Annotated in this window: 18 protein-coding genes and 2 pseudogenes; 17 read left to right on the plus strand and 3 right to left on the minus strand. The window is 41.8% G+C overall.

What is annotated here, in order from left to right; all coding sequences use genetic code 11:
- A partial coding sequence (locus tag AN390_RS19285) for an Ig-like domain-containing protein (RefSeq protein WP_173644044.1) occupies nucleotides 1-570 on the plus strand: 570 nt, incomplete at its 5' end.
- 77 nt (nucleotides 571-647) lie between these two features.
- A complete protein-coding gene (locus AN390_RS19290) occupies nucleotides 648-6,368 on the plus strand; it encodes an Ig-like domain-containing protein (protein WP_157686058.1) in 5,721 nt (1,906 codons plus the stop codon).
- 157 nt (nucleotides 6,369-6,525) lie between these two features.
- On the opposite strand, the gene flgN is transcribed toward AN390_RS19290, so the two are convergent.
- The 3 genes from flgN to flgA form a co-directional block, all read right to left on the minus strand.
- Nucleotides 6,526-6,957, minus strand: coding sequence for a flagellar protein FlgN (gene flgN / locus AN390_RS19295; RefSeq protein WP_054982970.1), 432 nt, complete (start codon nucleotides 6,955-6,957; stop codon nucleotides 6,526-6,528).
- Nucleotides 6,950-7,273 carry a flagellar biosynthesis anti-sigma factor FlgM gene (flgM, locus tag AN390_RS19300; protein ID WP_004588011.1) on the minus strand — a complete coding sequence of 108 codons (324 nt, stop codon included), beginning with the start codon at nucleotides 7,271-7,273 and terminating at the stop codon, nucleotides 6,950-6,952. The genes flgN and flgM overlap by 8 nt, the downstream gene beginning before the upstream one ends.
- Before the next feature lie 76 nt (nucleotides 7,274-7,349).
- Nucleotides 7,350-8,057, minus strand: coding sequence for a flagellar basal body P-ring formation chaperone FlgA (gene flgA / locus AN390_RS19305; protein WP_054982971.1), 708 nt, complete (start codon nucleotides 8,055-8,057; stop codon nucleotides 7,350-7,352).
- Nucleotides 8,058-8,197: 140 nt separating this feature from the next.
- Between flgA and AN390_RS19310 the strand changes: the two genes are divergently transcribed.
- From AN390_RS19310 to AN390_RS19380, 15 genes and pseudogenes are all read left to right on the plus strand, one after another.
- Nucleotides 8,198-9,130, plus strand: coding sequence for a chemotaxis protein CheV (locus AN390_RS19310; RefSeq protein ID WP_004588013.1), 933 nt, complete (start codon nucleotides 8,198-8,200; stop codon nucleotides 9,128-9,130).
- Nucleotides 9,131-9,151: 21 nt separating this feature from the next.
- Entirely contained in the window at nucleotides 9,152-9,982 is an 831-nt protein-coding gene (locus AN390_RS19315) for a protein-glutamate O-methyltransferase CheR (RefSeq protein ID WP_029773928.1), read from the plus strand.
- 144 nt (nucleotides 9,983-10,126) lie between these two features.
- Nucleotides 10,127-10,534, plus strand: a complete 408-nt coding sequence (gene flgB / locus AN390_RS19320; RefSeq protein ID WP_029773927.1) for a flagellar basal body rod protein FlgB — start codon at nucleotides 10,127-10,129, stop codon at nucleotides 10,532-10,534.
- A gap of 5 nt (nucleotides 10,535-10,539) precedes the next feature.
- Nucleotides 10,540-10,971 (plus strand): flagellar basal body rod protein FlgC, encoded by a 432-nt coding sequence (gene flgC / locus AN390_RS19325; protein ID WP_004588016.1) that lies wholly within the window; start codon nucleotides 10,540-10,542, stop codon nucleotides 10,969-10,971.
- A 13-nt stretch (nucleotides 10,972-10,984) separates the two neighbouring features.
- Nucleotides 10,985-11,665 carry a flagellar hook assembly protein FlgD gene (locus AN390_RS19330; protein WP_029773926.1) on the plus strand — a complete coding sequence of 227 codons (681 nt, stop codon included), beginning with the start codon at nucleotides 10,985-10,987 and terminating at the stop codon, nucleotides 11,663-11,665.
- 59 nt (nucleotides 11,666-11,724) lie between these two features.
- Entirely contained in the window at nucleotides 11,725-13,068 is a 1,344-nt protein-coding gene (gene flgE, locus AN390_RS19335) for a flagellar hook protein FlgE (protein WP_029773925.1), read from the plus strand.
- A 176-nt stretch (nucleotides 13,069-13,244) separates the two neighbouring features.
- Nucleotides 13,245-13,988, plus strand: coding sequence for a flagellar basal body rod protein FlgF (locus AN390_RS19340; protein ID WP_004588019.1), 744 nt, complete (start codon nucleotides 13,245-13,247; stop codon nucleotides 13,986-13,988).
- Nucleotides 13,989-14,009: 21 nt separating this feature from the next.
- On the plus strand, nucleotides 14,010-14,798 hold the full coding sequence (gene flgG / locus AN390_RS19345; RefSeq protein WP_004588020.1) for a flagellar basal-body rod protein FlgG: 789 nt from the start codon (nucleotides 14,010-14,012) through the stop codon (nucleotides 14,796-14,798).
- A 20-nt stretch (nucleotides 14,799-14,818) separates the two neighbouring features.
- The gene (flgH, locus tag AN390_RS19350; RefSeq protein ID WP_004588021.1) at nucleotides 14,819-15,502 is read left to right on the plus strand and encodes a flagellar basal body L-ring protein FlgH; all 684 of its coding nucleotides are present in this window, start codon (nucleotides 14,819-14,821) and stop codon (nucleotides 15,500-15,502) included.
- An 11-nt stretch (nucleotides 15,503-15,513) separates the two neighbouring features.
- Nucleotides 15,514-16,608, plus strand: a complete 1,095-nt coding sequence (locus AN390_RS19355; protein ID WP_004588022.1) for a flagellar basal body P-ring protein FlgI — start codon at nucleotides 15,514-15,516, stop codon at nucleotides 16,606-16,608.
- 135 nt (nucleotides 16,609-16,743) lie between these two features.
- Nucleotides 16,744-17,757: a flagellar assembly peptidoglycan hydrolase FlgJ gene (gene flgJ / locus AN390_RS19360; protein WP_055255807.1), complete on the plus strand. Its 1,014-nt coding sequence runs from the start codon at nucleotides 16,744-16,746 to the stop codon at nucleotides 17,755-17,757.
- A 1-nt stretch (nucleotide 17,758) separates the two neighbouring features.
- Entirely contained in the window at nucleotides 17,759-19,810 is a 2,052-nt protein-coding gene (flgK, locus tag AN390_RS19365; RefSeq protein WP_055255809.1) for a flagellar hook-associated protein FlgK, read from the plus strand.
- Nucleotides 19,811-19,812: 2 nt separating this feature from the next.
- Nucleotides 19,813-21,090 carry a flagellar hook-associated protein FlgL gene (gene flgL, locus AN390_RS19370; RefSeq protein WP_055255811.1) on the plus strand — a complete coding sequence of 426 codons (1,278 nt, stop codon included), beginning with the start codon at nucleotides 19,813-19,815 and terminating at the stop codon, nucleotides 21,088-21,090.
- Nucleotides 21,091-21,364: 274 nt separating this feature from the next.
- Nucleotides 21,365-22,880: pseudogene (locus tag AN390_RS19970) on the plus strand (flagellin).
- A gap of 306 nt (nucleotides 22,881-23,186) precedes the next feature.
- Nucleotides 23,187-23,684: pseudogene (locus AN390_RS19380) on the plus strand (flagellin); the annotation flags it as partial.

Here is a 23,684-nt window from a genome sequence, read left to right on the forward strand (position 1 = left end):
GGGGCAGGGGAGGTTGATACCGTTGCGCCAACGCTTGATTTAACCAGCCCAGGTTCAAGTAACGATGTTACACCGACCCTAAGCGGCACCAGTGATGCGGTTGAAGGCACCGTGATCACCTTTACGGTTATCGATGATTTAGGAGCCCAGCAAACCTTTACCACCACCGTGGATGCGAGCGGCAACTTCTCAGTCGAAGTACCGACGGCACTTGCAGAAGGGCCTTACAGCATTGAGGCCAGCATTAGCGATGATGCAGGTAACAGCACTGATATCAGCAGCAGCGGTAACATCGATACCACCGCGCCAAGTGTGAGTGTGGATGCACCAGCGCTCACCAACGACAGCTCGCCAACGGTTACGGGCACCAGTGATGCACCAAACAGCACCGTCACGATAACCTTTACCGATGCAGCCAATGCCGTACAAACTATTGATGTACAAACCGATGCCAATGGTAATTGGAGTGCCACCCCAGCGACTGATTTAGCCGAAGGGAGTTACAGCGTCAGCGCGAGCATCACGGATGCAGCGGGCAACACGGGCACAGGGACAGACAGCGGNATTTAGCTGAAGGTAACTACAGTGTCAGCGCGAGCATCACGGATGCAGCGGGCAACACGGGCACAGGGACAGACAGCGGTGAAGTGGATGTAACTCCACCGACTTTAGAGATCATTCCTTCGTTCTTACTTGGCAACTTAGTTTCTCTTTCAGGGGATTCTGATTTACCAGAAGGGTCAGTGATCACCATTACTGAGTATCTTGTTGGCGGTGCTGTAGGCGCTACCTACACTGCTACCACGAATGCTGATGGCACATGGGGACTTGCCAACATAACAGTACCTCTGCTTAGTCTTGCGTATGTTACTGCAACTGCAAGTGATGCAGCCGGCAATGTTGCGAGCGTCAACTCACTTAATTTTGATAATGAAGCACCTGCGCTTACCGTTACTGTAGATGCATTATCGAATGATGCAACGCCGGTGATTTCTGGTGTTACTGATATGGTTCAAGGAACCGAGGTAGAACTAACCGTTGTAGATAGTGCAGGTCAAAGCCAGCAGTTTACGGCCATAGTTCAAGCTAATGGAAGTTGGTCTGTTGAAGTGCCAACCGAGTTAGCACAAGGGCAGTACACTGTTACCGCAGAGGTAAGAGACGATGTTGGTAATTTAACCACAGAGCAAGCACAAGGTGAAATAGACAGCATAGCACCTACTCTTAGCGTTAATCCTATCGACACGACAGCAGATACAACGCCAACCCTATCAGGCACCAGTGATGCCATAGGTGCTGATGTAATAATTAGCATTGATGGCCAAACCTTTTTTGCGGTAGTCGATGCTGATGGAAATTGGCAGGTAGAGGTACCAACTGCACTTACAGATGGTAACTATACGGCGCAAATTAATGTTGCTGACGACGCCAATAATATCACTAGCACAACAATCGACTTAACAATTGATACTCAGATACCAATAGTCGCATTGGACGACATAACCGTATTTAACACAGATACGCCAGTTATTAGTGGTACATCTGGTGAACCTACTGGCACAAATGTAGATATTGTTATTACAGATAGTAATGGTGATACGCATACGTTAGCCGCTACGGTTGATGCAAATGGTAATTGGCAAACAACAGCGCCTAATTTACCTGAAGGAAATTATAGTGTTGTTGTTAGTATTACCGACGATGCTAATAATACAGGTTCAGCGACTGGAACAGGGCTTGTTGATACTCAAGCACCAACCATTAACATTGACGCATTAGGTACAATTAATAGCAGCACGCCTACTATTTCAGGTACATCTAATGAGGTTGAAGGTACTACAATTAATGTCACAATTACTGATGGTGATAGCACTGATACCTACACAACGACGGTGGGTGCAGGCGGGGCCTGGAGTGTTGATGTAACCACGCCATTAACTGATGGACAAGTGACAGTTTCAGCAAGTATTACTGATACTGCAGGTAACAGTAGTGAAGCAAATGCTACTGCTACGCTTAATACTAATGCACCTACCATTAATATAAACACTATTGTTGATACAAACGATCAAACACCTACGCTTTCTGGGTCGAGTAGTGCTGCAAATGGTACGCTAGTTACGGTTACTATTACCGATGTTAATAATGTCTCGCACACGGTTACAACAACTGTAACTGATAATACATGGAGTGTAGATGCGACAAATATCCTTCCTGAGGGCACGTTTACTGTTTCAGCCAGTGTGACTGAAGGTGGCTTAACCAGCAGTGTAACAGATACAGGGCTGATAGATTTAACAGCCCCAGAATTGAATATTACACCGCTACTAACGAGTAATGATACAACGCCTACAATTTCAGGTACAAGTACAGCCCCACAAGGCGCGATAGTCGCTATTTTGATTACAGATAGCTTAGGCGCAGAGCAAACAGTTAATGCCACAGTAGGTGCAAATGGCACATGGTCAGTTGCAGCTCCTTTATCGCTTAGCGAAGGCACATATACTGTTACTGCATCAACAAGTGATACCGCGGGGAACCCTGTAAATACTAGCACTACCGGTGTGGTTGATATAACCGCACCAGTGGTTAGCATTAACGATATTGTAGGTAGTACAGATTTAACACCTAGCGTTTCTGGCAGTGTAACAGGTGCAGCCGTAGGAGATGTGGTTGCTGTGGTATTTACCGACTTCCAAGGTAATGCGCATACTGTCAATACAACGGTGCAAGCCGGTGGAACTTGGTCAGTAGAGGCAAGCAATAGTCTTTCGCAAGGGGCATATTCAGTAGAAGTATTTATTACTGATAATGCCGGAAATACAGGCAGCAATATCACTAACGCTAATATAGATACAATTGCGCCAGAAATTAGTATTGATCAAAGTTCATTAATACTTACCCAAGACAGCACGCCATTAATTAGTGGCACATCAAACGAGCCAAATACAAACGTTTTCGTTACGTTTACTGACTCAGCTGGCGCATCGCATCAAATTACCGTACAAACGGATGCTAATGGAGACTGGCAAGCCGCTGCAGACAACGTATTAGCAGAGGGGGTTTACAGTGTTTCGGCAACGATTACTGATAGCGCAGGAAATACCTCTGTTGATAGTAAAACAGGTGGCGAAGTAGATACAGTAGGGCCAGAGCTTACTATTGTGCCTTCGTTCGTATTAGGACAGCTAGTATCTTTATCTGGTACTTCCGATTTAGGTGAAGGTAAAACAGTCACCGTTAATTTAGAATTAGCAGGTGATTTGGCTAACTTAACTTACGATGTAACCACCGATGCCAATGGAGATTGGGAGTTATTAGGCCTAGCGGTTAATATTATTGGCTTATCAGTTGTTGAAGCCTCCGCAACTGATGAAGCGGGTAACACCACCACTATTACGACGGCAGATGTAGATGCTTCAACGCCGTTACTTAATGCGGTGGTTGACTTTGTAGCTGGCGAGGGTGATTTACCAGTAATTAGCGGTACGACCGACCAAGCTCCAGGCACCGAAGTGCTAGTGAGAGTGGTAGATAGCGATAACATAGCACAAGATTTGGTTGCTATAGTGCAGGCAGATAATTCATGGACTGTACAGGTTCCTCAATCACTTGCTGAGGGCGTGTTTACTGTAACTGTAAATGTATTAAGTGAAGTCGGGATCACAGCTACACAGCTGCTAAGCAGTGTAGTAGATACCATCTCGCCAACGCTTAATTTGCAAGTGATTGGTACAACGTCAGATTCTACTCCAATTATTCAAGGGACCAGTGATTTAATTAATGGAGTGGTAGAGATTCAGCTGGACGGAGGCTCAGTACTAACAACAACAGTGAATGCAGCAGGGCTATTTTCACTGGAGGTTGATGCGCTGACTGAAGGGCAGCATGTTGCCAACGTGAGTATCACTGATGATGCCGGCAATGTAGTAACACAAACGCTCGAGTTTGTTGTTGATACGTTAGTGCCTGTGGTAGATATTTTACCGTTGAGCATCAGCAATACTGACATTCTAACTATTTCTGGTACTTCAGAGGAGGCTCCGGGCACAGACATTGATGTAACTGTGATAGATAGTAACGGCAACGCAACAGTATTTGATGCCCTTGTTGGTAGCGATGGCACGTGGTCATTAGTAACCACGAGCCTACCTGATGGTATATATAGTGTATTTGCAAGTATTACTGATGCTGCGGGTAATGTAGGCCAATCTACTACTGAGCAAGTGACGATTGATACCATACCGCCATCGTTAGAAATAGACGCCTTTGGTGTACTTAACACGCTAACGCCAACTATTACTGGCACCAGTGACGAAGAAACCGGTAGCTTAATCACTGTTAATATTACCGACTCTGCAAACACACTTTATGAAGTTACTACAACAGTATTAGGAGATGGCACGTGGCTTGTTGTTGCACCTTTACTTGCTGAGGGCGATTTAACCGTTGAGGCTATTAGTATTGATAACGCAGGCAATATAGCAACGGTGACGCAAACGGGCGTTGTGAGCACCACTTTACCGAGTCTATTAATTAACCCAATAATAGATACAAGCGATACAACCCCTACTATTAGTGGTACTACCGATGTAATAAACGGTAATGTAGAAGTTGTTATTACAGATAGCAGTGGTAATGCAACAACCTATAACACTCAAGCTATTGCTGGTGTATGGACATTAATACCGACCACTCCATTAGCTGAAGGTGCATTTACGGTTGATGCGACAGTCGAAAACTTAAACCTTACAAGCTCTACAAGTCTTAATGGCATAGTTGACTTAACTCCGCCTACAATTGAAATTAATGAACTTGCAGTTACGAATAACTCACTGCCAACCATCTCAGGTACAAGTGATGCTCCGGCAGGTACAACCATAAGCGTAGTACTTACTGATGCTAATAGTGATTCGCAAACATTAACTGCGCAAGTGGCAGGTAACGGAACTTGGTCAGTCACAGCTGTTACGCCGCTTAGTGAAGGCGATTTTAGTGCTACTGCAACAGTGAGTGATGCTGCAGGAAACTCATCAAGCGATACCATGGTTTCAAGTACTGATTACACAGCACCTATTGTATTTATAGACCCTATTGCAGTAGGCCAAGATACCACACCGACTATTACAGGCTCGGTAACCGGAAGTTTTGCTGGAGCTGCAGTTATGGTGATGTTTACTGACGCACTAGGTGAAACACACAATGTTTCAACAACGGTAAACACAGATGGGTCGTGGAGTGTTACAGCTTCGCAGCCTCTTAGTGAAGGGAACTACAGTGTTGATGTAAGCGTACTTGATAATGCAGGTAATATTGGCGAGCAATCTATAAGCAGCATAGTTGATTCAGGCATAGTAATTAACTCTGGTTTAGAATTAACAGCCGATAGCACACCTAAGATCACCGGTACCGCAGGAGCAAATGAAGATATTACCGTAAGCTTTATAGATGAAAGCGGTACTGTTGTAACCAAGGATACAACAGCGGGTGAGACAGGTGTATGGAGCGTATCACCAGACAACGCTTTACTCGATGGGGCATACACTGTAACGGCTACCGCTACTGATGAATCTGGAAATGTTACTTCAAGTGGAAGCTTATCTGGGTTAGTGATTGACACAACGCCGGTAGACTTCGAAGTGTCTAACTATTACTGGGGCTTACTAGGAATAGGTTTAACTGCAGAAGGTACAGTAGAAGAAGGAAATAGTGTATATGTTGTAGGAGCAAACTTACTTGGCCTTGAGGTGTTAAACCTAAACTTAAATGTGCTAGAAAGCGCTATGGAAGTTCAACCTGATGAGAATGGAAATTGGAGTTCATTATTATCAGTTCTTGATTTAGGTTCTTGGTCTGATTATCGCTTTATCACAGTTGATGAAGCCGGTAATTATTTAATTAAGGATATTAATGACAATATTATTGACCAAGGAAACGACCCACAACTTGCTAGCGCAGGAAGTAGTGCAAGTGCCACCGATACAACATTTGGCTTAGAAGGGGCCGCTGAGCCGTTTAGCGAAGAAGCAGCATTAGGCGCTACTATGCCAAATGAAGCAGTAACCAGCGATGCTTTAGGAGAAACGGTTAATTTAAGTAATGTAAGTGCTTTATCGAGTACAGAGCAAACGGTGTCAATGAGCTCTACAGAGCCCCTTAATATCAATGATGTAATTACTGACGAAGACACCGAGCAACTCGTTGCTCTTAATACCTTGATTGACGATGAAGGCTCTGCAATTGCTTATAGCCCTGCACAAAGTGGAGGAAGTGTTGATGAGGCAGCGCCAGCAGTTGATGTTCAAAATCAATCAGAGGAAATGATTAAACACTTAATTGAAAATGGTAATAACCAAACAGATATTTAAATCAGTAACCCACTTCAGTTAAATAGCTGAAGTGGGTTTCTAAAACTCACTTAATCAAAAGTGTGGTTATTATTTTGTGCTAAGTAGTAAACCTAAAAAAGCCCTTATTGAGACTTCAATAAGGGCTTTTTTAATAAATTAGGATAGATAAAAGCAGTTAAGCTTTTAGGTTACGAACCAGCTTGCTGTCGGTATTAACTACACTACCGCCTTGGTCGTAAGTCATACTGGTTGGGGCGCCAATTAAAATATCTTTTAATTGTTTTACACTTAAGTGTGCTTGGCGGGCAGCATGTGAGTTTACTTTATTTTGTTTTTGGCACTGCGCTAACTGCGCTTTAACTTGCGCTACTCGTTCAGTCACTTCAGGGGCATTTTCATCATTTGCAGCAAAAAGTTTATTCAACTCTTTATCGAGCTGCGTAAGCTTAGTTAAAAAAGACATTTTTTGTTGGGCAAGTTCTTTTAAACCTTCACCTCTGCGAGAGGCAATAATACTAAGCTCTTCGTTTAATAACGCATATAGTGAATCCAAGCATTTAACTTGTTCATTTAATTTAACGCTAATTAAACTATTGTGATCAGCCATATACGTTAAACTCAAAATCAGCTAAGTTTTTAGTCAGCTTTTCAGCATCAATTTGGTATTTACCTTCGGTAATCGCTTTTTTAAGCTCAGCGACCTTTTCACTATCAAAGCCAGATGATTGCTGTGCTTTATCTTGCAGTGTTTTTAACTGCTGTGCTTGCGGCGTCAGGCTCACTGAATCGCTTGCCGCTTTAGGCGAAGGAGTCTGTGTTGTTTGTGTACTTGCAGCGTTATCTTTTTTAATATCAACTTGTTGCTGTTTTGCGTTTGTAAGCGCATTAGCTTGTTGATTACTGCCATTAACTTGATTAACCATAATAATAAACCTGTATATTACCCAACTTATGCCAAGTTATCGGCATATACATAGGATACTTTAGTATAAATCGAAATTAAATATTTACTTGCACAGACTCTACACCATCTACGCGTGCATTCAAAATTTTACCGGATTTTTTATTCTTTATCTGTACTTGCTCACCAAGGGTGCCATCTTCAAGTGCTATCCCCGTGGTTTTTATTCTAAGTCCTTTAATACTCGCATAAATATTAACAGCGTCGCCTTTGCAAACCATACAAATTTGGTTGAGCAAAACCGGCATACCGCTTCTTATATTTCGCTTACTGCGGCTGCCAATAAGCATTAAAGGGTTATCTAAATATTGTACCCTAACAAACTGCGAAGGCTTCATTTGTACACTTAAATGAGACTTAGTAATAACTTCACCACGGGCTAGATTTGCCGTGGCAACCACAACGGGCGCCATTTTAACGATTCTTACATGGACATATTGAGTCCAGCTTTGCGCATCGTTACATTTTATTTGTACAGTCACCTGGCGTGTAAATGGCGGCTCATTTGGCACGACTAATTCTGGCTCGTTTTCGCATACCCTATCAGGAATACGGCTATCGAGGGCAAGCGCGGTAATCTCCACATTTTTTTCAAGTGGCACGGTAACTTGCTCTGCAATATGAGAAATTGCTATTTCTTGTAATAAATCTTTACTAAACACTTTTGCATGCAAAGGTGTTGCTAAGCAGAGGCTAGCAAGAAAATAAAAAACACTGTATCTTCTGACTTTTTTTAACAAACTCATAATGTTTCGACTATGCTTATGGTTTCAAACAGGGTATAAATATTTTGCGTCAAAAAGTAGACGCTCCCGCGATGTTATGTAGCTTTATAAACAGAAAGCAATTATCGTTCCGCATTATTTGTTTTCTTTAGGAGATTTGAATGGCAGGCATTTTAGACTCAGTAAACCAACGCACCCAGTTGGTTGGGCAGAACCGCCTAGAATTACTATTATTTAAGCTCAGAGGGCGTCAGCGTTTTGGGATCAATGTATTTAAAGTAAGAGAAGTACTGCAATGTCCTCCTTTAACGAGTATGCCTAAATCAAATGCATACATTCGGGGTGTGGCTCATATTCGTGGTCAAACTATTTCAGTTATCGACTTATCAATGGCCGTAGGCGGCCGACCTATTGAAAATGTTAAAGACAGCTTCATAATAATTGCAGAATACAATCGTTCAGTGCAGGGCTTTTTAGTTGGTGGCGTTGAGCGAATCGTTAATATGAACTGGGAAAAAATAATGCCACCTCCGTCAGGAGCAGGGCGTTACTCTTATTTAACTGCCGTTACCGAGATTGAAAACGAATTGGTTGAAATTCTCGATGTAGAAAAAATCTTAAACGAAATTTGTCCAGTAAATACCGAAGTTAGTGCCGACCTTGCCGCCGATAGTGCAATACAAAAAGATTTAGGCGAGCGCATTGTATTTATTGCCGACGATTCAGCTGTTGCACGTAACCAAGTAAAAAGAGCACTTGAGCCACTTGGCGTGCAAACTGAGCTTGCAAAAAATGGTAAAGAGGCTTTAGTTAGGCTTAAAGAAATAGCCGAGCTTGATTGTAAAAATGATATTACTGAGCGCGTAGGTTTACTTATCTCTGATGTTGAAATGCCTGAAATGGACGGCTATACATTAACAGCAGAAATTAAAGCAGATCCAAAATTAGCGCCTCTACATGTTATTTTACACACTTCTTTGAGTGGGGTGTTTAATCAGGCGATGATCGAAAAAGTAGGCGCGGATGATTTTATTGCAAAATTTAACCCTGATGAATTGGCAACAGCAGTTAAAAAATGGGTTCATTGCGACTAAACAACAATAGGTGTTATTAATTTGAATAATAAAGATTTGCAGCAAAGTGACTACGATCAGTTTCGCTCATTTTTAGAGCAGCAATGTGGTATTGTGCTAGGCGAAAACAAGCAGTATTTAGTAAAAAGTAGGCTTGCGCCGCTTATGGCTCGTTTTAATGTTGAATCTTTATCACAATTAGTGAGTAAAACGCTTGGCCCTCATGAGCGGCAACTTAGAGCCGCTGTAGTTGATGCCATGACCACTAACGAAACCTTGTGGTTTAGGGATCAATATCCATTTGAGCTTTTAAAAAATAAATTGTTTCCAGAGTTTAAAGACGCCCGCCGACCATTAAAAATTTGGTCAGCGGCCAGCTCTTCAGGCCAAGAACCATACTCTATTGCCATGTCTGTTGCTGAGTTTCAGGCCAAGCAACCGGGCGTGTTGCGTATGGGGGCTCAAATTATTGGTACTGATATTTCTAACACAATGCTCGATATGTGTAAAAACGCTGAATATGATTCGCTGGCTTTAGCGCGAGGCCTATCTGCAGAGCGCCGTAAAAAGTACTTTATGGATAGCGGCAACGGCATGGCAAAAGTTGTCGACTCAGTTAGAAAACAGGTGAGCTTTAGACATTTAAACTTGCTTGATTCTTACGCCTTAATGGGGAAGTTTGATATTATTTTTTGCCGCAATGTCCTTATATATTTTTCACCAGAGGTTAAAGCAAAAATAATTGGTCAGTTTGCCCAAGCACTAAACCCAAAAGGGTATTTATTTTTAGGTGCGTCGGAGTCGATGACGGGCTTAAGTAATGAGTTTGATATGGTTCGTTGTAACCCTGGAATCATTTACCAAAAAAAATAATCCCATCACTTTGTTATTAAAAAACGACGTTCTTAGCGTCGTTTTTTTATTTAATAACAACCCTCTATAAAAAAATAACGTAACTAAAAACTAATGGCTTATAAATTGCTTTAACTTAAGCAAGTCAATTTTTTGGAGAACGTTATGGCTATCAGTTTTGATAAAGCATTAGGTGTGCACCCGCATGCAATGTTGATCCGCTCACAGCGGGCAGAAGTACTTGCCACAAATATAGCGAATGCTGATACGCCTGGCTATAAAGCAAAAGATATCGACTTTGCCTCAGCATTAAAAGCGGCAAGGTCAACTCAGCAAAGCGGCAATAGCATGGTTACTACCAATGAAAAACACATTGCTGGCGGTACTCGAAGTGTAGGTGGTTCTGAATTATTTCGCACTCCAAATCAAGGGGATACAGGCGATGGTAACTCAGTTGATATACAGGTGGAACGAAACTTGTATACACAGAATGCGATGGAGTATCAGGCAAGCCTGCAATTTTTAAGTAGTAAATTTAAGGGCCTGAATAAAGCGCTCGGTAGTCAAGGATAATAATTATGAGTTTATATAACGTTTTTGATATTTCAGGCAGTGGTATGAGTGCACAAAATGTTCGCTTAAATACCACCGCGAGTAATATTTCGAATGCTAATACAATTAGTTCATCCCAAGACAAAACTTACCGAGCACGCCAACCTGTATTTGCTGCCGAGCTGACGAAAGCGTCTGCTTCAGCCAGCAACCCTCAGGGCTCCGCTGTTGGTGTTAAAGTGCTGGGAATTGTTGAGAGTAACAAACCACTACAAATTGAATATAACCCTAATCACCCAAGTGCGGATGAAAATGGCTATATCTATAAACCCAACGTTAATGTTGTTGAGGAGATGGCAAATATGATCTCTGCTTCTCGCTCTTATCAAACAAACGTGCAAGTTGCCGATGCAGCTAAGCAAATGTTAAGCAAAACGCTGTTACTTGGGCAGCGATAACCGAGGGTAGGTTATGAGTAACGATATTAGTAGCAGTTCAACTTATTTGGACTCACTACGCTGGCAAGAACAACAAGTTGCTACCAGCGATGGAGAGAGTGATGCGTTAACACAAGAAGATTTTTTCTCGTTGCTAACTCAGCAGTTATCGTATCAAGATCCGAGTAATCCGGCTGATAACGATCAGATGATTGCGCAAATGACTAATTTTACCATGGCGCAAGGCATCACAGATTTAAACACAAATTTTGAGTCACTAGCCTCATCAATGACCTCAAATTCTGCCTTACAAGCATCAACGCTGGTTGGTAAGCAAGCGCTTTTAGAGTCTAATACGCTTGAGCTTGGCGAAAGCGGAGAGGCAAAAGGGTCTGCGGTTGCTGAAGAAGCCGTTGATAATTTAACAATTAAAGTCACAGATGCTTCTGGGCAACTGGTTAGAACTATCGATATGGGTTCGCAAGCAGCGGGTGCAGTGCGCTTTAGCTGGGATGGTAATAATGAATCCGGTGAGCGCCTACCAGAGGGTGAATACACCATTACTGCAGAGGGCAGTACCAACGGCGAGTTTTCAAGCTTACCGGTGGCAACATTCAAAAACATTGAAAGCGTTAATATCAATGGCTCTAGTGGCATTATTATTAACACTAAAGAGGGTGCGGTTAGGTTGACAGATGTCGCAGAGATCGCATAACCAATTAAAAAATATTTCGCCTGCTAGCAGGCTATTAGATTAAAAGTTAGAGGTGAATTATGAGCTTTAATATCGCACTTACAGGCCTAGCTGCCGCTCAAAAAGATTTAGACGTAACAGCAAATAATATTGCTAATGTAAACACCACCGGTTTTAAAGAATCACGAGCTGAGTTCGTCGATGTGTATGCATCTTCTGTGTTCAGTTCTGGTAAAACTAAAAACGGTGATGGTGTTCAGACAGCTATGGTTGCACAGCAGTTTCATCAGGGGTCGTTGCAGTTCACCAACAACTCGTTGGATTTAGCTATTACGGGTGAAGGTTATTTTGCGATGAGTGAAGACCTTGGCTCTCAAGATTTTTCTTATACCCGTGCTGGCGCATTTAAGCTAAATCAAGACAATTTTGTAGTCGATGCAAAAGGTAATTTCTTACAAAGCTTTCCTGTTGATGAAGCTACAGGAGATACTACTTCAGTGAGCCTAAGCACATCATCACCTTTACAAATACCTGACTCGTCAGGTTCTCCAAGAGCTACTAGTCAAGTATATTCATCATTCAATCTAGATTCTCGAAGTACTCAGCCTTCAGTTACTCCTTTTGATTCAAATACTAGTGCCTCCTATAATAGCTCGACATCCACCACTGTGTATGATTCATTAGGTGAGCCACATGTTTTACAGCTGTTCTTTGTAAAGCAAGACCCAGTAACAGCACCGAACCAATGGCAAGTTTACGGGACCTTAGACGGGAAAAACTTTGGCACAGATGGAACTGAAACCGCCGCCGGTTCACATACTCCAATAGATACTTTTGAATTTACATCTGCAGGTTTGCCTAATGTAGCGTCACCGGCTACAACTTTTTCTGATATAGACTTATCGTCAGATGCTACTACAGGTTTGACTTCACTTTTAACTAATGGTGCAAGTTTTCCCGATGATGTATCAGTAAGTTGGCGTGATGAAGCTGGCACTAATAACAAAGTTCCAACACAGTATGCAAGTAACTTTGAAGTAAAAGCACTAGAGCAAGATGGCGCTACCGTTGGTCGTTTAGCGGGTATTGATATTGGAACAGATGGAAAAGTAGTAGCATCATATAGTAATGGTGATTCAACCTTCTTAGGCCAAGTTGCTATGGTGCGTTTTTCAAACTCTCAAGGTTTATCGCAAGTAGGCGATACGAGCTGGAAGAAAAGTTTGACATCAGGGGAGCCTATTGCAGGAGAACCAGGTTCAGGCACATTGGGTAGTATTAATTCATCCGCGCTTGAGCAATCAAATACCAACTTAACAAACGAATTAGTTGATTTGATTACCGCTCAACGTAACTACCAAGCGAACTCACGAGCGCTTGAAGTTAACTCAACAATTCAGCAAAGTATTTTGCAGATTCGATAAGTTAACCTTATTTTTGGTTAAGATTTTAAGGCTGCATTTTTGCAGCCTTTTTTGTAGCTATGTCGCTAAAACTAGCGTAGCTGAACCGTTCAATACCTTCCTTATATTGCGTCAAATTTAACCTGGCATCTATTTTGCATTTATCAACTCAGAGATTTTTTATGTGAGTCGATGTTATGGACAAAATGGTCTACATTGCAGCCTCCGGCGCTAAGCAAAGCCTACAAGGGCTTGCACTTAAAGCCAATAATTTGGCAAACGCAAACACCACGGGTTTTAAAGCTGACTTTGCGCAAGCGCGTTCTATGCAAGCATTTGGCGAGGGCTTACCAACGCGCGTGTTTTCAATGCAAGAGCGACCAGGTTCTAACATGACCTCTGGCGGCATAATCGAAACAGGGCGAGATTTAGATATTGCCATGAGCGATAACGCCTGGCTTGCGGTTCAGGATGACTCAGGAAACGAAGCATATACAAAAGTAGGCACGCTAAACATTACTGCGCAAGGTATGTTGGTAACAAGTCATGGTCGTCAAGTTATTGGCGAAGGTGGCCCCGTAATTTTACCGGTTCCTATTGAAAAAATAAGTTTTAGTGAAGATGGTGCCATACAGGTTCGCCCCCAAGGCGCGCCTGCAAATTTTTTAGAAGAAGTAGACACGCTGCGCGTTGTTGAAGGAAACAGCAGAGAGCTTGAAAAAGGCAACGATGGTTTATTTAGACCTGTACCTGGGCAAACCGTCGATACCTCTGCAAATGTAAAAGTGTTAAGTGGTGCACTGGAAATGTCTAACGTTAATCCAGTTCACGAAATGGTCGATATGATCAACCACCAACGTCAATTTGAGTTACAAGTAAAACTAATGAAAACAGCTGAAGAGATTGACGAACGTCAAGATCAGTTGATGCGCATAGTTTAACTTTAAAATGAGGGCATACTTATGAATCCTGCATTGTGGATAAGTAAAACAGGGCTAGACGCTCAACAAACTGATATTTCAGTTATTTCAAATAACTTGGCGAATGCCAGTACCGTAGGTTACAAAAAAAGCCGCGCTATTTTTGAAGATTTACTGTATCAAAACATCAACCAGCCTGGCGGGCGCTCTTCACAAGATACCGAGCTGCCATCTGGCCTAATGCTAGGTGCGGGTGCAAAAGTGGTTGCTAACCAAAAAGAGTTTACGCAAGGTAATATGCTCACCACCGAAAACTCACTCGATTGGATGATTTCAGGCGAAGGTTTTTTTGAAGTGCTGCAACCCGATGGCAATATAGCGTATTCGCGTAATGGGCAATTTACTACCGATGAAGACGGTCGTATTGTTACCTCCGGTGCAGGTTTTGTTGTTCAGCCCGAAATGAATGTACCCGATGATGCGCAATCAATTACAGTCTCTCAAGATGGTGAAGTATCTGTACGCGTTGCAGGGCAAGCCGATAACGTGGTGATTGGCCAGCTAACAATTAGTGACTTTATTAATCCATCGGGTCTTGAGCCAATTGGTCAAAACCTTTACACCGAAACCGCTGTTAGTGGAGCGCCTGTTCAAGGTAATCCAGGCGTAGAAGGCTTAGGAACTATTATTCAAGGCTCACTTGAAACATCAAACGTTAATGTAACGGAAGAATTGGTAAACCTTATCGAAACTCAACGTGTTTACGAAATGAACTCAAAAGTAATCTCGGCCGTTGACGAAATGATGAGCTACATCAATCAACAGTTATAACCGTGCACAAGGGGATAGTTATGCGTAATGTTATTTTATTTGCAGCAGGCACCTTATTTTTAAGTGGCTGTGTTTCTACGCAAAATAGTGAAGTGGTTCAAGATGACCCCTACTACGCACCCATGTACCCAGAGCCTGTAGCAGAGCCTGTTGTTGCAACGGGTTCGTTGTTTAACACCAATACATTCAATGATTTGTATTCAGACAAAAAAGCACTTAGAACCGGCGATATAATTACCGTTAAGCTTGAAGAGTCAACACAAGCTACAAAAGCCGCTAAAACCGAAACCGATAAAGAAACCGAAGCCAGCCTAGACCCCGTTATTGGGTTAGGTGGTTTACCAGTCAATATAGGTGGCGATAGTATTCAGTTTGGCATTGGTAGTGACTCATCATTTACCGGTGACTCTAAATCAAATCAGTCAAACAGCTTAGTGGGCGATATCTCGGTGAATGTTATGCGTGTTTTACCCAATGGTAACTTAGTTATTCGTGGTGAAAAATGGCTAACACTTAACACCGGCGAAGAGTTTATTAGGCTCGAAGGCCTTGTACGTCCGCAAGATGTAAGCGCCGATAACACGGTTGAGTCGAATAGAATTGCCAATGCCCGAATTCAATATTCAGGTAAAGGACAAACACAAGAAGCGCAAAGCCCAGGGTGGTTAACACGTTTCTTTAGTAGCTCGTTATTTCCGTTTTAGAGGATAGTAGTATGAATAGCATTAAAGCGTTTATTTTGATCATACTGCTAGGCTGGCAATTTTCTGCCAGCGCCGAGCGTATAAAAGATGTCTCTATGGTTGAAGGCGTACGTGCTAACCAATTGGTTGGCTATGGTTTAGTGGTGGGGCTACCTGGTACAGGGGAGCAAAACTCTTACACGCAACAAAGTTTTAGAGGCATGCTAAACAGTTTTGGTATTACGCTGCCTTCAACACAAAGCCCTAAAATTAAAAACGTAGCAGCAGTGGCAGTCCATGCTGAGCTTCCGCCGTTTAGAAAGCCGGGTCAAACAATTGATATTACGGTATCTTCTATTGGCAGTGCAGGCAGTTTACGTGGCGGCACCTTGCTCCAAACTTTCTTAAAAGGGGTGGATGGAAACGTATACGCCATAGCCCAAGGTAGCCTAATTGTGGGTGGCTTAGGAGCACAAGGGCTTGATGGCAGTAAAGTGGTCATTAATACCCCGACAGTTGGCCGCGTACCTAACGGAGCCACTGTTGAACGCGAAGTTAAAAGCCCTTTTATGCAAGGCGACTACATTACTTTTAACTTAAACCGCCCAGACTTTACAACGGCAAAACGTTTAGAAGCAACAATTAACAACTTGGTAGGCCCTAATAGTGCACAAGCTATTGACGCTGCCTCAGTACGCGTTATTGCGCCACGTGATGCATCGCAACGAGTGTCTTATTTATCAACGCTTGAAAACCTAGAGTTTAAGCCTGCTGACACTTCAGCCAAAATTATTGTTAATTCACGTACGGGAACCATTGTCATTGGCAAAAATGTGAAGCTACAGCCTGCGGCAATAACCCATGGCGGCCTAACAGTCACAATTGCTGAACAGCAAAATGTAACGCAGCCTAATCCGTTAGCAGAAGGCGAAACTGTTGTTACACAGCAAAGTATTATTGACGTTAATCAAGATGATTCTCGTGCGTTTGTTTTTAACCCCGGCGTTAGCTTAGATGACTTAGTGCGTGCTATAAACGAAGTAGGCGCAGCACCTGGAGACCTAATGGCTATTTTAGAAGCGCTTAAAGAAGCGGGTGCAATTAACGGACAGCTTGTTGTTATTTAGTTAGTTTTTAGAATATTTACCCTTCCACATAAAGCTTAAGTACTCAAAAGGTACTTAAGCTTTTTACTGTTTACCTTTCTTTGGCTCAATTTTTGCATTTCTTTAAGCATTATTCATTTTTGTGTCAAAAAGCTGATGGAAACAAATCACCTCGACAAGCAAAACTTTTTTGATTTAAGTAATCTTAATACTTTACGTCAAGACGCTTTAAACAGCGGTGATGCATCTACTGATGCCTCTAAAGCGGCGCTAAAAAAAGCAGCGGCACAATTTGAAGCTATTTTTACACAAATGCTTCTAAAAGGGATGCGTAAAGCCAACGAAGCATTTGAAGATGAAGACAGCCCGTTTAACTCAAGTGGCGTAAAGTTTTTTGAAGAAATGCACGACCAGCAGCTCTCTTCTGAGCTTTCATCAAATGGGTCTTTGGGTTTGGCTGATTTAATTGTTCAGCAGCTTTCTCCAGAGGCTGAGAACTTTATGCCTGGCTCAGTATTAAGAACTACTAACGACTTTATGAGTGATAAACGCGCAGGCTCTGAACTGCCGCACGAAAAGGGGCACAGTGTAAAGCAAGCAAATAAAGATGACTTAGTAGTCAGCAGTGCGGCAACACAAACTAAAACCACAACACAGCCTATACAGTCGTCATTTAATAATGCTGAAGAGTTTGTTAGTGCAGTGTGGGAGCATGCTAAAACAGCGGCCGAAAAAATTGGTTTAAACCCTGCAGTAATGGTGGCCCAAGCGGCACTTGAGACGGGTTGGGGTAAGCATATTATTAATAAAAGCGACGGGAATAGCTCAAATAACCTGTTCAATATTAAATCAGATAAAAGCTGGGAAGGCGATAAAGCAAGCAAAGTAACGCTTGAATTTGAGCAAGGTACCCCTGTTAAAAAGCAAGCAAGTTTTAGAGCTTACGATTCTATAAAAGAAAGCGTGAACGACTTTGTCGATTTTTTAACGCAAAACCCACGCTACGAAGAAGCATTACAAAAAACAGCACAGCCAAACGAATTTTTAGATTCGCTACAAAAAGCAGGCTATGCAACCGATCCTAATTACGCGAGTAAAATAAAAAAAGTGCTAAATAGCAGTGAGCTTAAAAATATTGCAACAAGCGCGTTTACCCAAGGAGTGAAGTAATATGTCGTTTAGTTTATTAAATATTGCCAGTGCTGGGGTGCGTTCAAGCTCTGAGCTGTTGCAAACGACCAGTAAAAACATCACCAATGTAAATACAGAAGGCTACGTACGTGAGCGCACTGAATTTACCACGATGGTTGATAACCAAGTAGGTCGCGGCGAAACATACAGGTTATTGAACGAGTTTGCCCAGTCGCAGTTAAACCGCGACACCTCAAATAAATCGTTTTTTGATCAATTTGTAACAGAAGCCAACCGTGTTGATACTATTTTTTCAGAAGAGTCTAATAACTTATCAACGGGTATAAATTCATTATTTAATAACGTGCAAGAGGCGCTAAACCAGCCGTCTTCAACAGTTGCTCGCTCATTAGTAATGACCGATGCGCAAAGTTTAGTTGATCAAATGGATAGGCTTTCGGGTATCGTGCTTGAGCAACAAGGTATAGTAAATGAGCAGCTTGAGATTTTTTCTGAAGAAGCCAACTCACTTATCCAAAATATAAATACGTTAAACCAAGAAATTGCAGTCGTAAATGGCACAAATAACGCCTCTGACGCAAGCTCTATTTATAACCAGCGCGACTTAGCGATTCGTGAATTATCAGAGCTTGTTGATATAGAAACACTTGATGGCCCCAATGGCGAAAAACTCGTCTTTATGGGCAGCGGTGAATCTTTAGTTATGGAAAACGGTACATTTAACTTGTTTTCACTGTCGGGCGACCCCGATCCTAATTTTAAAGAATTGACGCTTGACGTTAATGGCGGCAAAGCTGTGCCGCTAGAAATAGATGCAACTAAATTAAAAGGCAAAATTGGCGGCTTGTTGGCTTTTAGAGACGACATACTTGTGCCTGCACAAAACCAAATTGGCCAAATGGGATTGGCAATTGCTGATGCGTTCAACGAGCAAAATAAATTGGGTATGGATGCTAACGGTGAGCTAGGCGGTGATATATTTAATATACCTACCGCCGGCGCTTATGCGTATCAAGCGAATACTGGTAATGCAGGTATGACTGCAACTGTAGAACCCGGTAAAGGCAGTGAGCTACCGGCCAGCGACTTTATTGTTACTTACACGGATACAAATGAAGTGAGCATTCAGCCCGTAGATAATAAAGGCGAGCCTATTGGCGATGCGGCCATAGCAATTATTCCAGCAAGTAACGTCATAGATGCTGATGATATACAATTAGCTACACCCGGTGATCCTAATGCAACGCCGCCACTACCGGCTACAGTTGAAGACTCATTTGGCTTAAAACTAGAAATTAATGGTACAGGTAATATCGGGGATAAATTTCAAATTAAACTTAACTCAGAGGCGGCAACCAGTATTTCCCTTGCGACAAGCCGCGGTGAAGACTTAGCACTGGCATCGCCTATTCGTACAGCTAACAGCATAGATAATGTAGGTACAGCGACTATTACAGCCGGAGAAGTAACAAGTGTTACCTCGGGTGGCTTTAACACTACCCCTGGTTTAGCCAATGGCGATATCACGTTAGTTAAAACAGGCACTGCAAACGAATATCAAATTACAGATGCAAATGGCACCTCTACGTTTACAGTAACGCCTCCAGCAGAGGGCGTACTGGGTCAGGCTGGCGTACCTTATAGCAACTATGGCTTTGATTTTGATATTGAAGGCACGCCAGCTACTGGAGACACTTTTACCCTTGAATTTAACGAAGGCGGCTTTGATGATAACCGTAATGGTTTAAAACTTGCTGATTTACAAAATGGCGAATTAGTGCGTAAAAATGTAGTGACAACAGCCGCTGCCGACAATCATGACACGTTTAACCAAGCCTATTCAGGGTTAGTGAGTGATATTGGCGTAGTCACTGGCCAAGCCATTACCAGTGCCAGCGCATTTGATGCGTTAGCCCAGCAATCAGAAGCGTGGTATGAGTCGCTCTCAGGTGTAAACCTAGATGAAGAGGCTGCCAATTTACTGCGTTTTCAGCAATCATATTCAGCATCAGCTCAAGTGTTGGCTGCAGCTCAAGAAATTTTTGACACCTTATTAAGTGCAGCGAGGTAATTATGCGTTTATCAAATAACTTAATGTACCAAAACAACATTAATAAAATACTCGATAACCAACAAAGTGTTGCTAATGCACAAGAGCAAGTAACGACAGGGCAGAAGTATTTAACGACCTCAGAAGCACCTGCTGCTATTTCGCAAGGGATGCTTTACTCAAATAAAATACAAACAAATGAGCAATATACTAAAAATATTGACCAATTAACTGGCCGTCTTGAAACTGAAGAAACCATCTTACAAAGCATAAATACCAATATTCAACAAGCTCAAGAGTTGACTATTCAAGCAGGTAATGGTGCTTATACTCAAGATGATTTAGAGTCAATCGCGGCTGAGCTGAGTGACATACAAAAAACACTCGTCAACTTAATGAATACCCGCTCAGAAGACGGTAAATTTATTTTTTCAGGCTACCAAGACAGCACTCAACCTTACCAATTTGACTCTACTACGGGTGAATATACTTATAATGGAGATCAAGGCCAGCATGTAATAACTATTGCTGAAGGGGTAAGTATTAAATCTAGCGATAACGGTTTTGATACGTTTGAGAAAAGCGACGCACGACTTGATGTTACTGATAATCAAGCTACGATTCCGGTAACTACGCCTACAAATAATATTACTGCAGGGACGGTTTATGTCGATGGTCAAACAGAGTTCGATAAGTTTCATCAGGCAAATTACAATGCTGATCTAGGGACTTCAGTGTCACCCACAGCAAATACTTTTAGTGTTGTAGTCAGAACCGTTGGTGCGACAACAAACGATCCAGATACATATGAAATTCTACAAGATGGTGTGCCGCTTACCCCACCTCAAACAGGGGAAGTTAATGATAATACAATTGAGTTTTCAGGAATGAAAATTCAATTTGAGGGTAGTACACCTGGCCAACTCGATTTTACGCTTGAAAAACCGCACAAAGAAAACGTGCTTAATACATTACAATCACTTATTACAGGTTTAAATGACGGCACACTTGAGGGTGATGATTTTCAGCAAGTACTAGCCGATGGCTTAGTGCAATTACAAAATGCCAGCGAGCAAGTTGTGTTTACGCAAGCAAGTTTAGGTGGGCGTATGAATGCACTTGAAAGAGTTAGCGACTCTAATCTTGCGCAAGACATTCAAAACAAAAGCAACCTTTCTGATTTAGTAGAAGTAGACATGGCAGAAGCCATTAGTGAACTCACTAAACAAGAAACCGCACTGCAAGCGTCGCAAGCTACGTTTGGCCGTTTAACAAACCTTTCTTTATTTGATTACTTATAAACATATTATAAGCAGAAATACCTTGCCGCTTTAGTGAATACAAAGCGGCAAAACCTCCCTCAAAATAGCGGCAATAAATTGTCGTCACTCCAGCTAACCAGATAACTTATTATTAACGTTTGATGTTTTGATTGAAAAGGCTTTAAAAACATATAGTTATATTTATTTAAAAGTTGGCACAGTAAATGCTTTTCTAATAATTAGAAATTATCGAATAGTGGTTCCTGTTAAATCGTGTTGAACCACACTCTGTTTAAACCTAGGAGATGGTAAAATGGCATTAACAGTAAATACTAATGTGTCGTCACTAAACGCACAACGTAACTTAACAAAATCGAGCGATGGTTTAGCAACATCAATGGAGCGTTTAGCTTCTGGTATGCGCATTAATAGCGCTAAAGATGATGCCGCCGGCCTACAAATTTCAAACCGCTTAACCTCACAAATAAACGGCTTAGCTGTAGCGCAACGAAATGCCAACGATGGTATTTCGATGGCGCAAACTGCTGAAGGCGCTATGCAAGAATCTACTAATATTTTACAGCGTATGCGTGAGTTGTCTTTACAGTCTGCTAATGGCTCTAATTCATATGAAGATAGAACAGCCCTACAAAAAGAAATGACAGCTTTACAAACTGAGTTAACACGTATTTCAGACACCACATCTTTTGGTGGGCAGCAATTGTTAGATGGAACTTATGGTACTAAAGCATTTCAAGTTGGCTCAAATGCAAATGAAACTATAAACGTATCATGTGGCTGCGGAAGATATAGGAACAAAGCAGATCAACCTTCAATCAGCAGATGGTTTTGGTCAGGCGTTAACTGCATCAGGTGATACTGCAGGTACCAACCCAATTACAAATTCAATGTCTTATACTATAAAAGGAGCAAATGGGGAAGATGAAACAGTTACAATGCAAGCAAATTCTTCCGCTAAGACAGCAGCTACAGACATTAATGGTATTTCTAATAAAACAGGTGTAGAAGCTCTTGCTAAAACACAGCTCCAGTTTGAGTTAGGTACCGGTTATGTTGACGGAGAAGATACTGTAAGCTTTGATTTGAATGGACAAGCGATTAGTGCTAATGCAACGTTGAACGATATTGCTGATAGCATTAATGCCGAGAGTGCTACAACAGGTGTTACAGCATCGTTTAATGATGATAATGAGTTAATCCTCGAAGATGTCGATGGGGATGATATTACAATTGAAGACTACAAGGTTGATGATAACGGTAGTGCAAGTGCAACTTTGGAAGCAGACATTACAGCTATGGGTTATGATGGTACTAAGGCAGCTTCAGCGATTACTTTACAAGCTGATACTGCAGACGATGGTAGCGGTACAGACTCTACCCGTATCTTAGGTGCACTTCAATTAAATTCATCAAAGTCTTTTACAGTTACTGGCAATGATGATGCATTAGTTGCTGCAGCTAATGTTGATAGCCAATTGACAAGTGATACAGTAGCTGTAAGTGAGATTGATATTAGAACCCAAACAGGCTCGCAAGACGCATTGGCTATTATTGATGCAGCAATATCACAAATAGATAGCCAACGTGCGGATTTAGGTGCGATTCAGAACCGTTTTGGTCATACTATTAGCAACCTTGCAAACATTTCTGAAAACGTATCTTCATCTCGTAGTCGTATTCAAGATACAGACTTTGCAACTGAAACAGCAGAAATGACGAAAAACCAAATCTTGCAACAAGCAGGCACCTCTATACTTTCCCAGGCAAACCAAATACCGCAAGCTGCAATTAGTTTATTAGGCGGCTAGTAACGTAATCTACTAGGAAAGTAATTATAAAAAAGCACACTTTTTAAAGCGTGCTTTTTAGTTTATTGGCGATTAAGGAGTACGTTAAAGTAAATAGAGAGCTTTTAATAAAAAATTAAATTTATTATTTTATTAAAAATTAGTCATTTAAGTATTATTTATTAATACATTTAAAAATAAATCAAAATAACATTAAAGATAAATTTTCTCCTGCCGTTAACTTAATCAGTACGGAGCTGAGCATACACTTGTGACAGCTCTTGGTTGAATTAAAATAGCAACATTACGAAAGTAATCAGGAGTTTTATTATGATTTCAGTAAACACAAATGTATCTTCATTAAACGCTCAACGTAACCTATCTCAATCAGGTTCTGATCTTGCAACCTCAATGGAGCGTTTAGCTTCTGGCATGCGTATTAATAGCGCTAAAGATGATGCAGCAGGCCTACAAATTTCAAACCGTTTGACATCACAAGTAAATGGTTTAGCAGTCGCACAACGTAACGCTAACGATGGTATTTCAATGGCGCAAACTGCTGAGGGCGCAATGCAAGAGTCTACTAATATTTTGCAACGCATGCGTGAGCTTTCATTACAGTCTGCTAATGGCTCCAATTCATATGAAGATAGGACAGCCCTGCAAAAAGAAGTTACGGCTTTACAAACTGAATTAACACGTATTGCAGACACCACATCTTTTGGTGGTCAGCAACTACTTAATGGGTCTTTTGGAACAAAAGCATTTCAAGTTGGCTCAAATGCAAATGAAACTATAAACGTATCACTATCAAGTGTGGCTGCG

The organism is Pseudoalteromonas sp. P1-11, from assembly GCF_001399995.1.
GTDB lineage: Bacteria > Pseudomonadota > Gammaproteobacteria > Enterobacterales > Alteromonadaceae > Pseudoalteromonas > Pseudoalteromonas atlantica.

Excerpts from the sequence above, each read along its gene's own strand:
- flgE (WP_029773925.1), top strand. The coding sequence starts at position 11,725 with ATGAGCTTTAATATCGCACTTACAGGCCTAGCTGCCGCTCAAAAAGAT.
- AN390_RS19340 (WP_004588019.1), top strand. The coding sequence starts at position 13,245 with ATGGACAAAATGGTCTACATTGCAGCCTCCGGCGCTAAGCAAAGCCTA.
- AN390_RS19310 (WP_004588013.1), top strand. The coding sequence starts at position 8,198 with ATGGCAGGCATTTTAGACTCAGTAAACCAACGCACCCAGTTGGTTGGG.
- flgB (WP_029773927.1), top strand. The coding sequence starts at position 10,127 with ATGGCTATCAGTTTTGATAAAGCATTAGGTGTGCACCCGCATGCAATG.
- AN390_RS19330 (WP_029773926.1), top strand. The coding sequence starts at position 10,985 with ATGAGTAACGATATTAGTAGCAGTTCAACTTATTTGGACTCACTACGC.
- flgM (WP_004588011.1), bottom strand. The coding sequence starts at position 7,273 with ATGGTTAATCAAGTTAATGGCAGTAATCAACAAGCTAATGCGCTTACA.
- flgN (WP_054982970.1), bottom strand. The coding sequence starts at position 6,957 with ATGGCTGATCACAATAGTTTAATTAGCGTTAAATTAAATGAACAAGTT.
- flgA (WP_054982971.1), bottom strand. The coding sequence starts at position 8,057 with ATGAGTTTGTTAAAAAAAGTCAGAAGATACAGTGTTTTTTATTTTCTT.
- flgC (WP_004588016.1), top strand. The coding sequence starts at position 10,540 with ATGAGTTTATATAACGTTTTTGATATTTCAGGCAGTGGTATGAGTGCA.
- flgG (WP_004588020.1), top strand. The coding sequence starts at position 14,010 with ATGAATCCTGCATTGTGGATAAGTAAAACAGGGCTAGACGCTCAACAA.
- flgJ (WP_055255807.1), top strand. The coding sequence starts at position 16,744 with ATGGAAACAAATCACCTCGACAAGCAAAACTTTTTTGATTTAAGTAAT.
- flgL (WP_055255811.1), top strand. The coding sequence starts at position 19,813 with ATGCGTTTATCAAATAACTTAATGTACCAAAACAACATTAATAAAATA.
- AN390_RS19355 (WP_004588022.1), top strand. The coding sequence starts at position 15,514 with ATGAATAGCATTAAAGCGTTTATTTTGATCATACTGCTAGGCTGGCAA.
- flgH (WP_004588021.1), top strand. The coding sequence starts at position 14,819 with ATGCGTAATGTTATTTTATTTGCAGCAGGCACCTTATTTTTAAGTGGC.
- flgK (WP_055255809.1), top strand. The coding sequence starts at position 17,759 with ATGTCGTTTAGTTTATTAAATATTGCCAGTGCTGGGGTGCGTTCAAGC.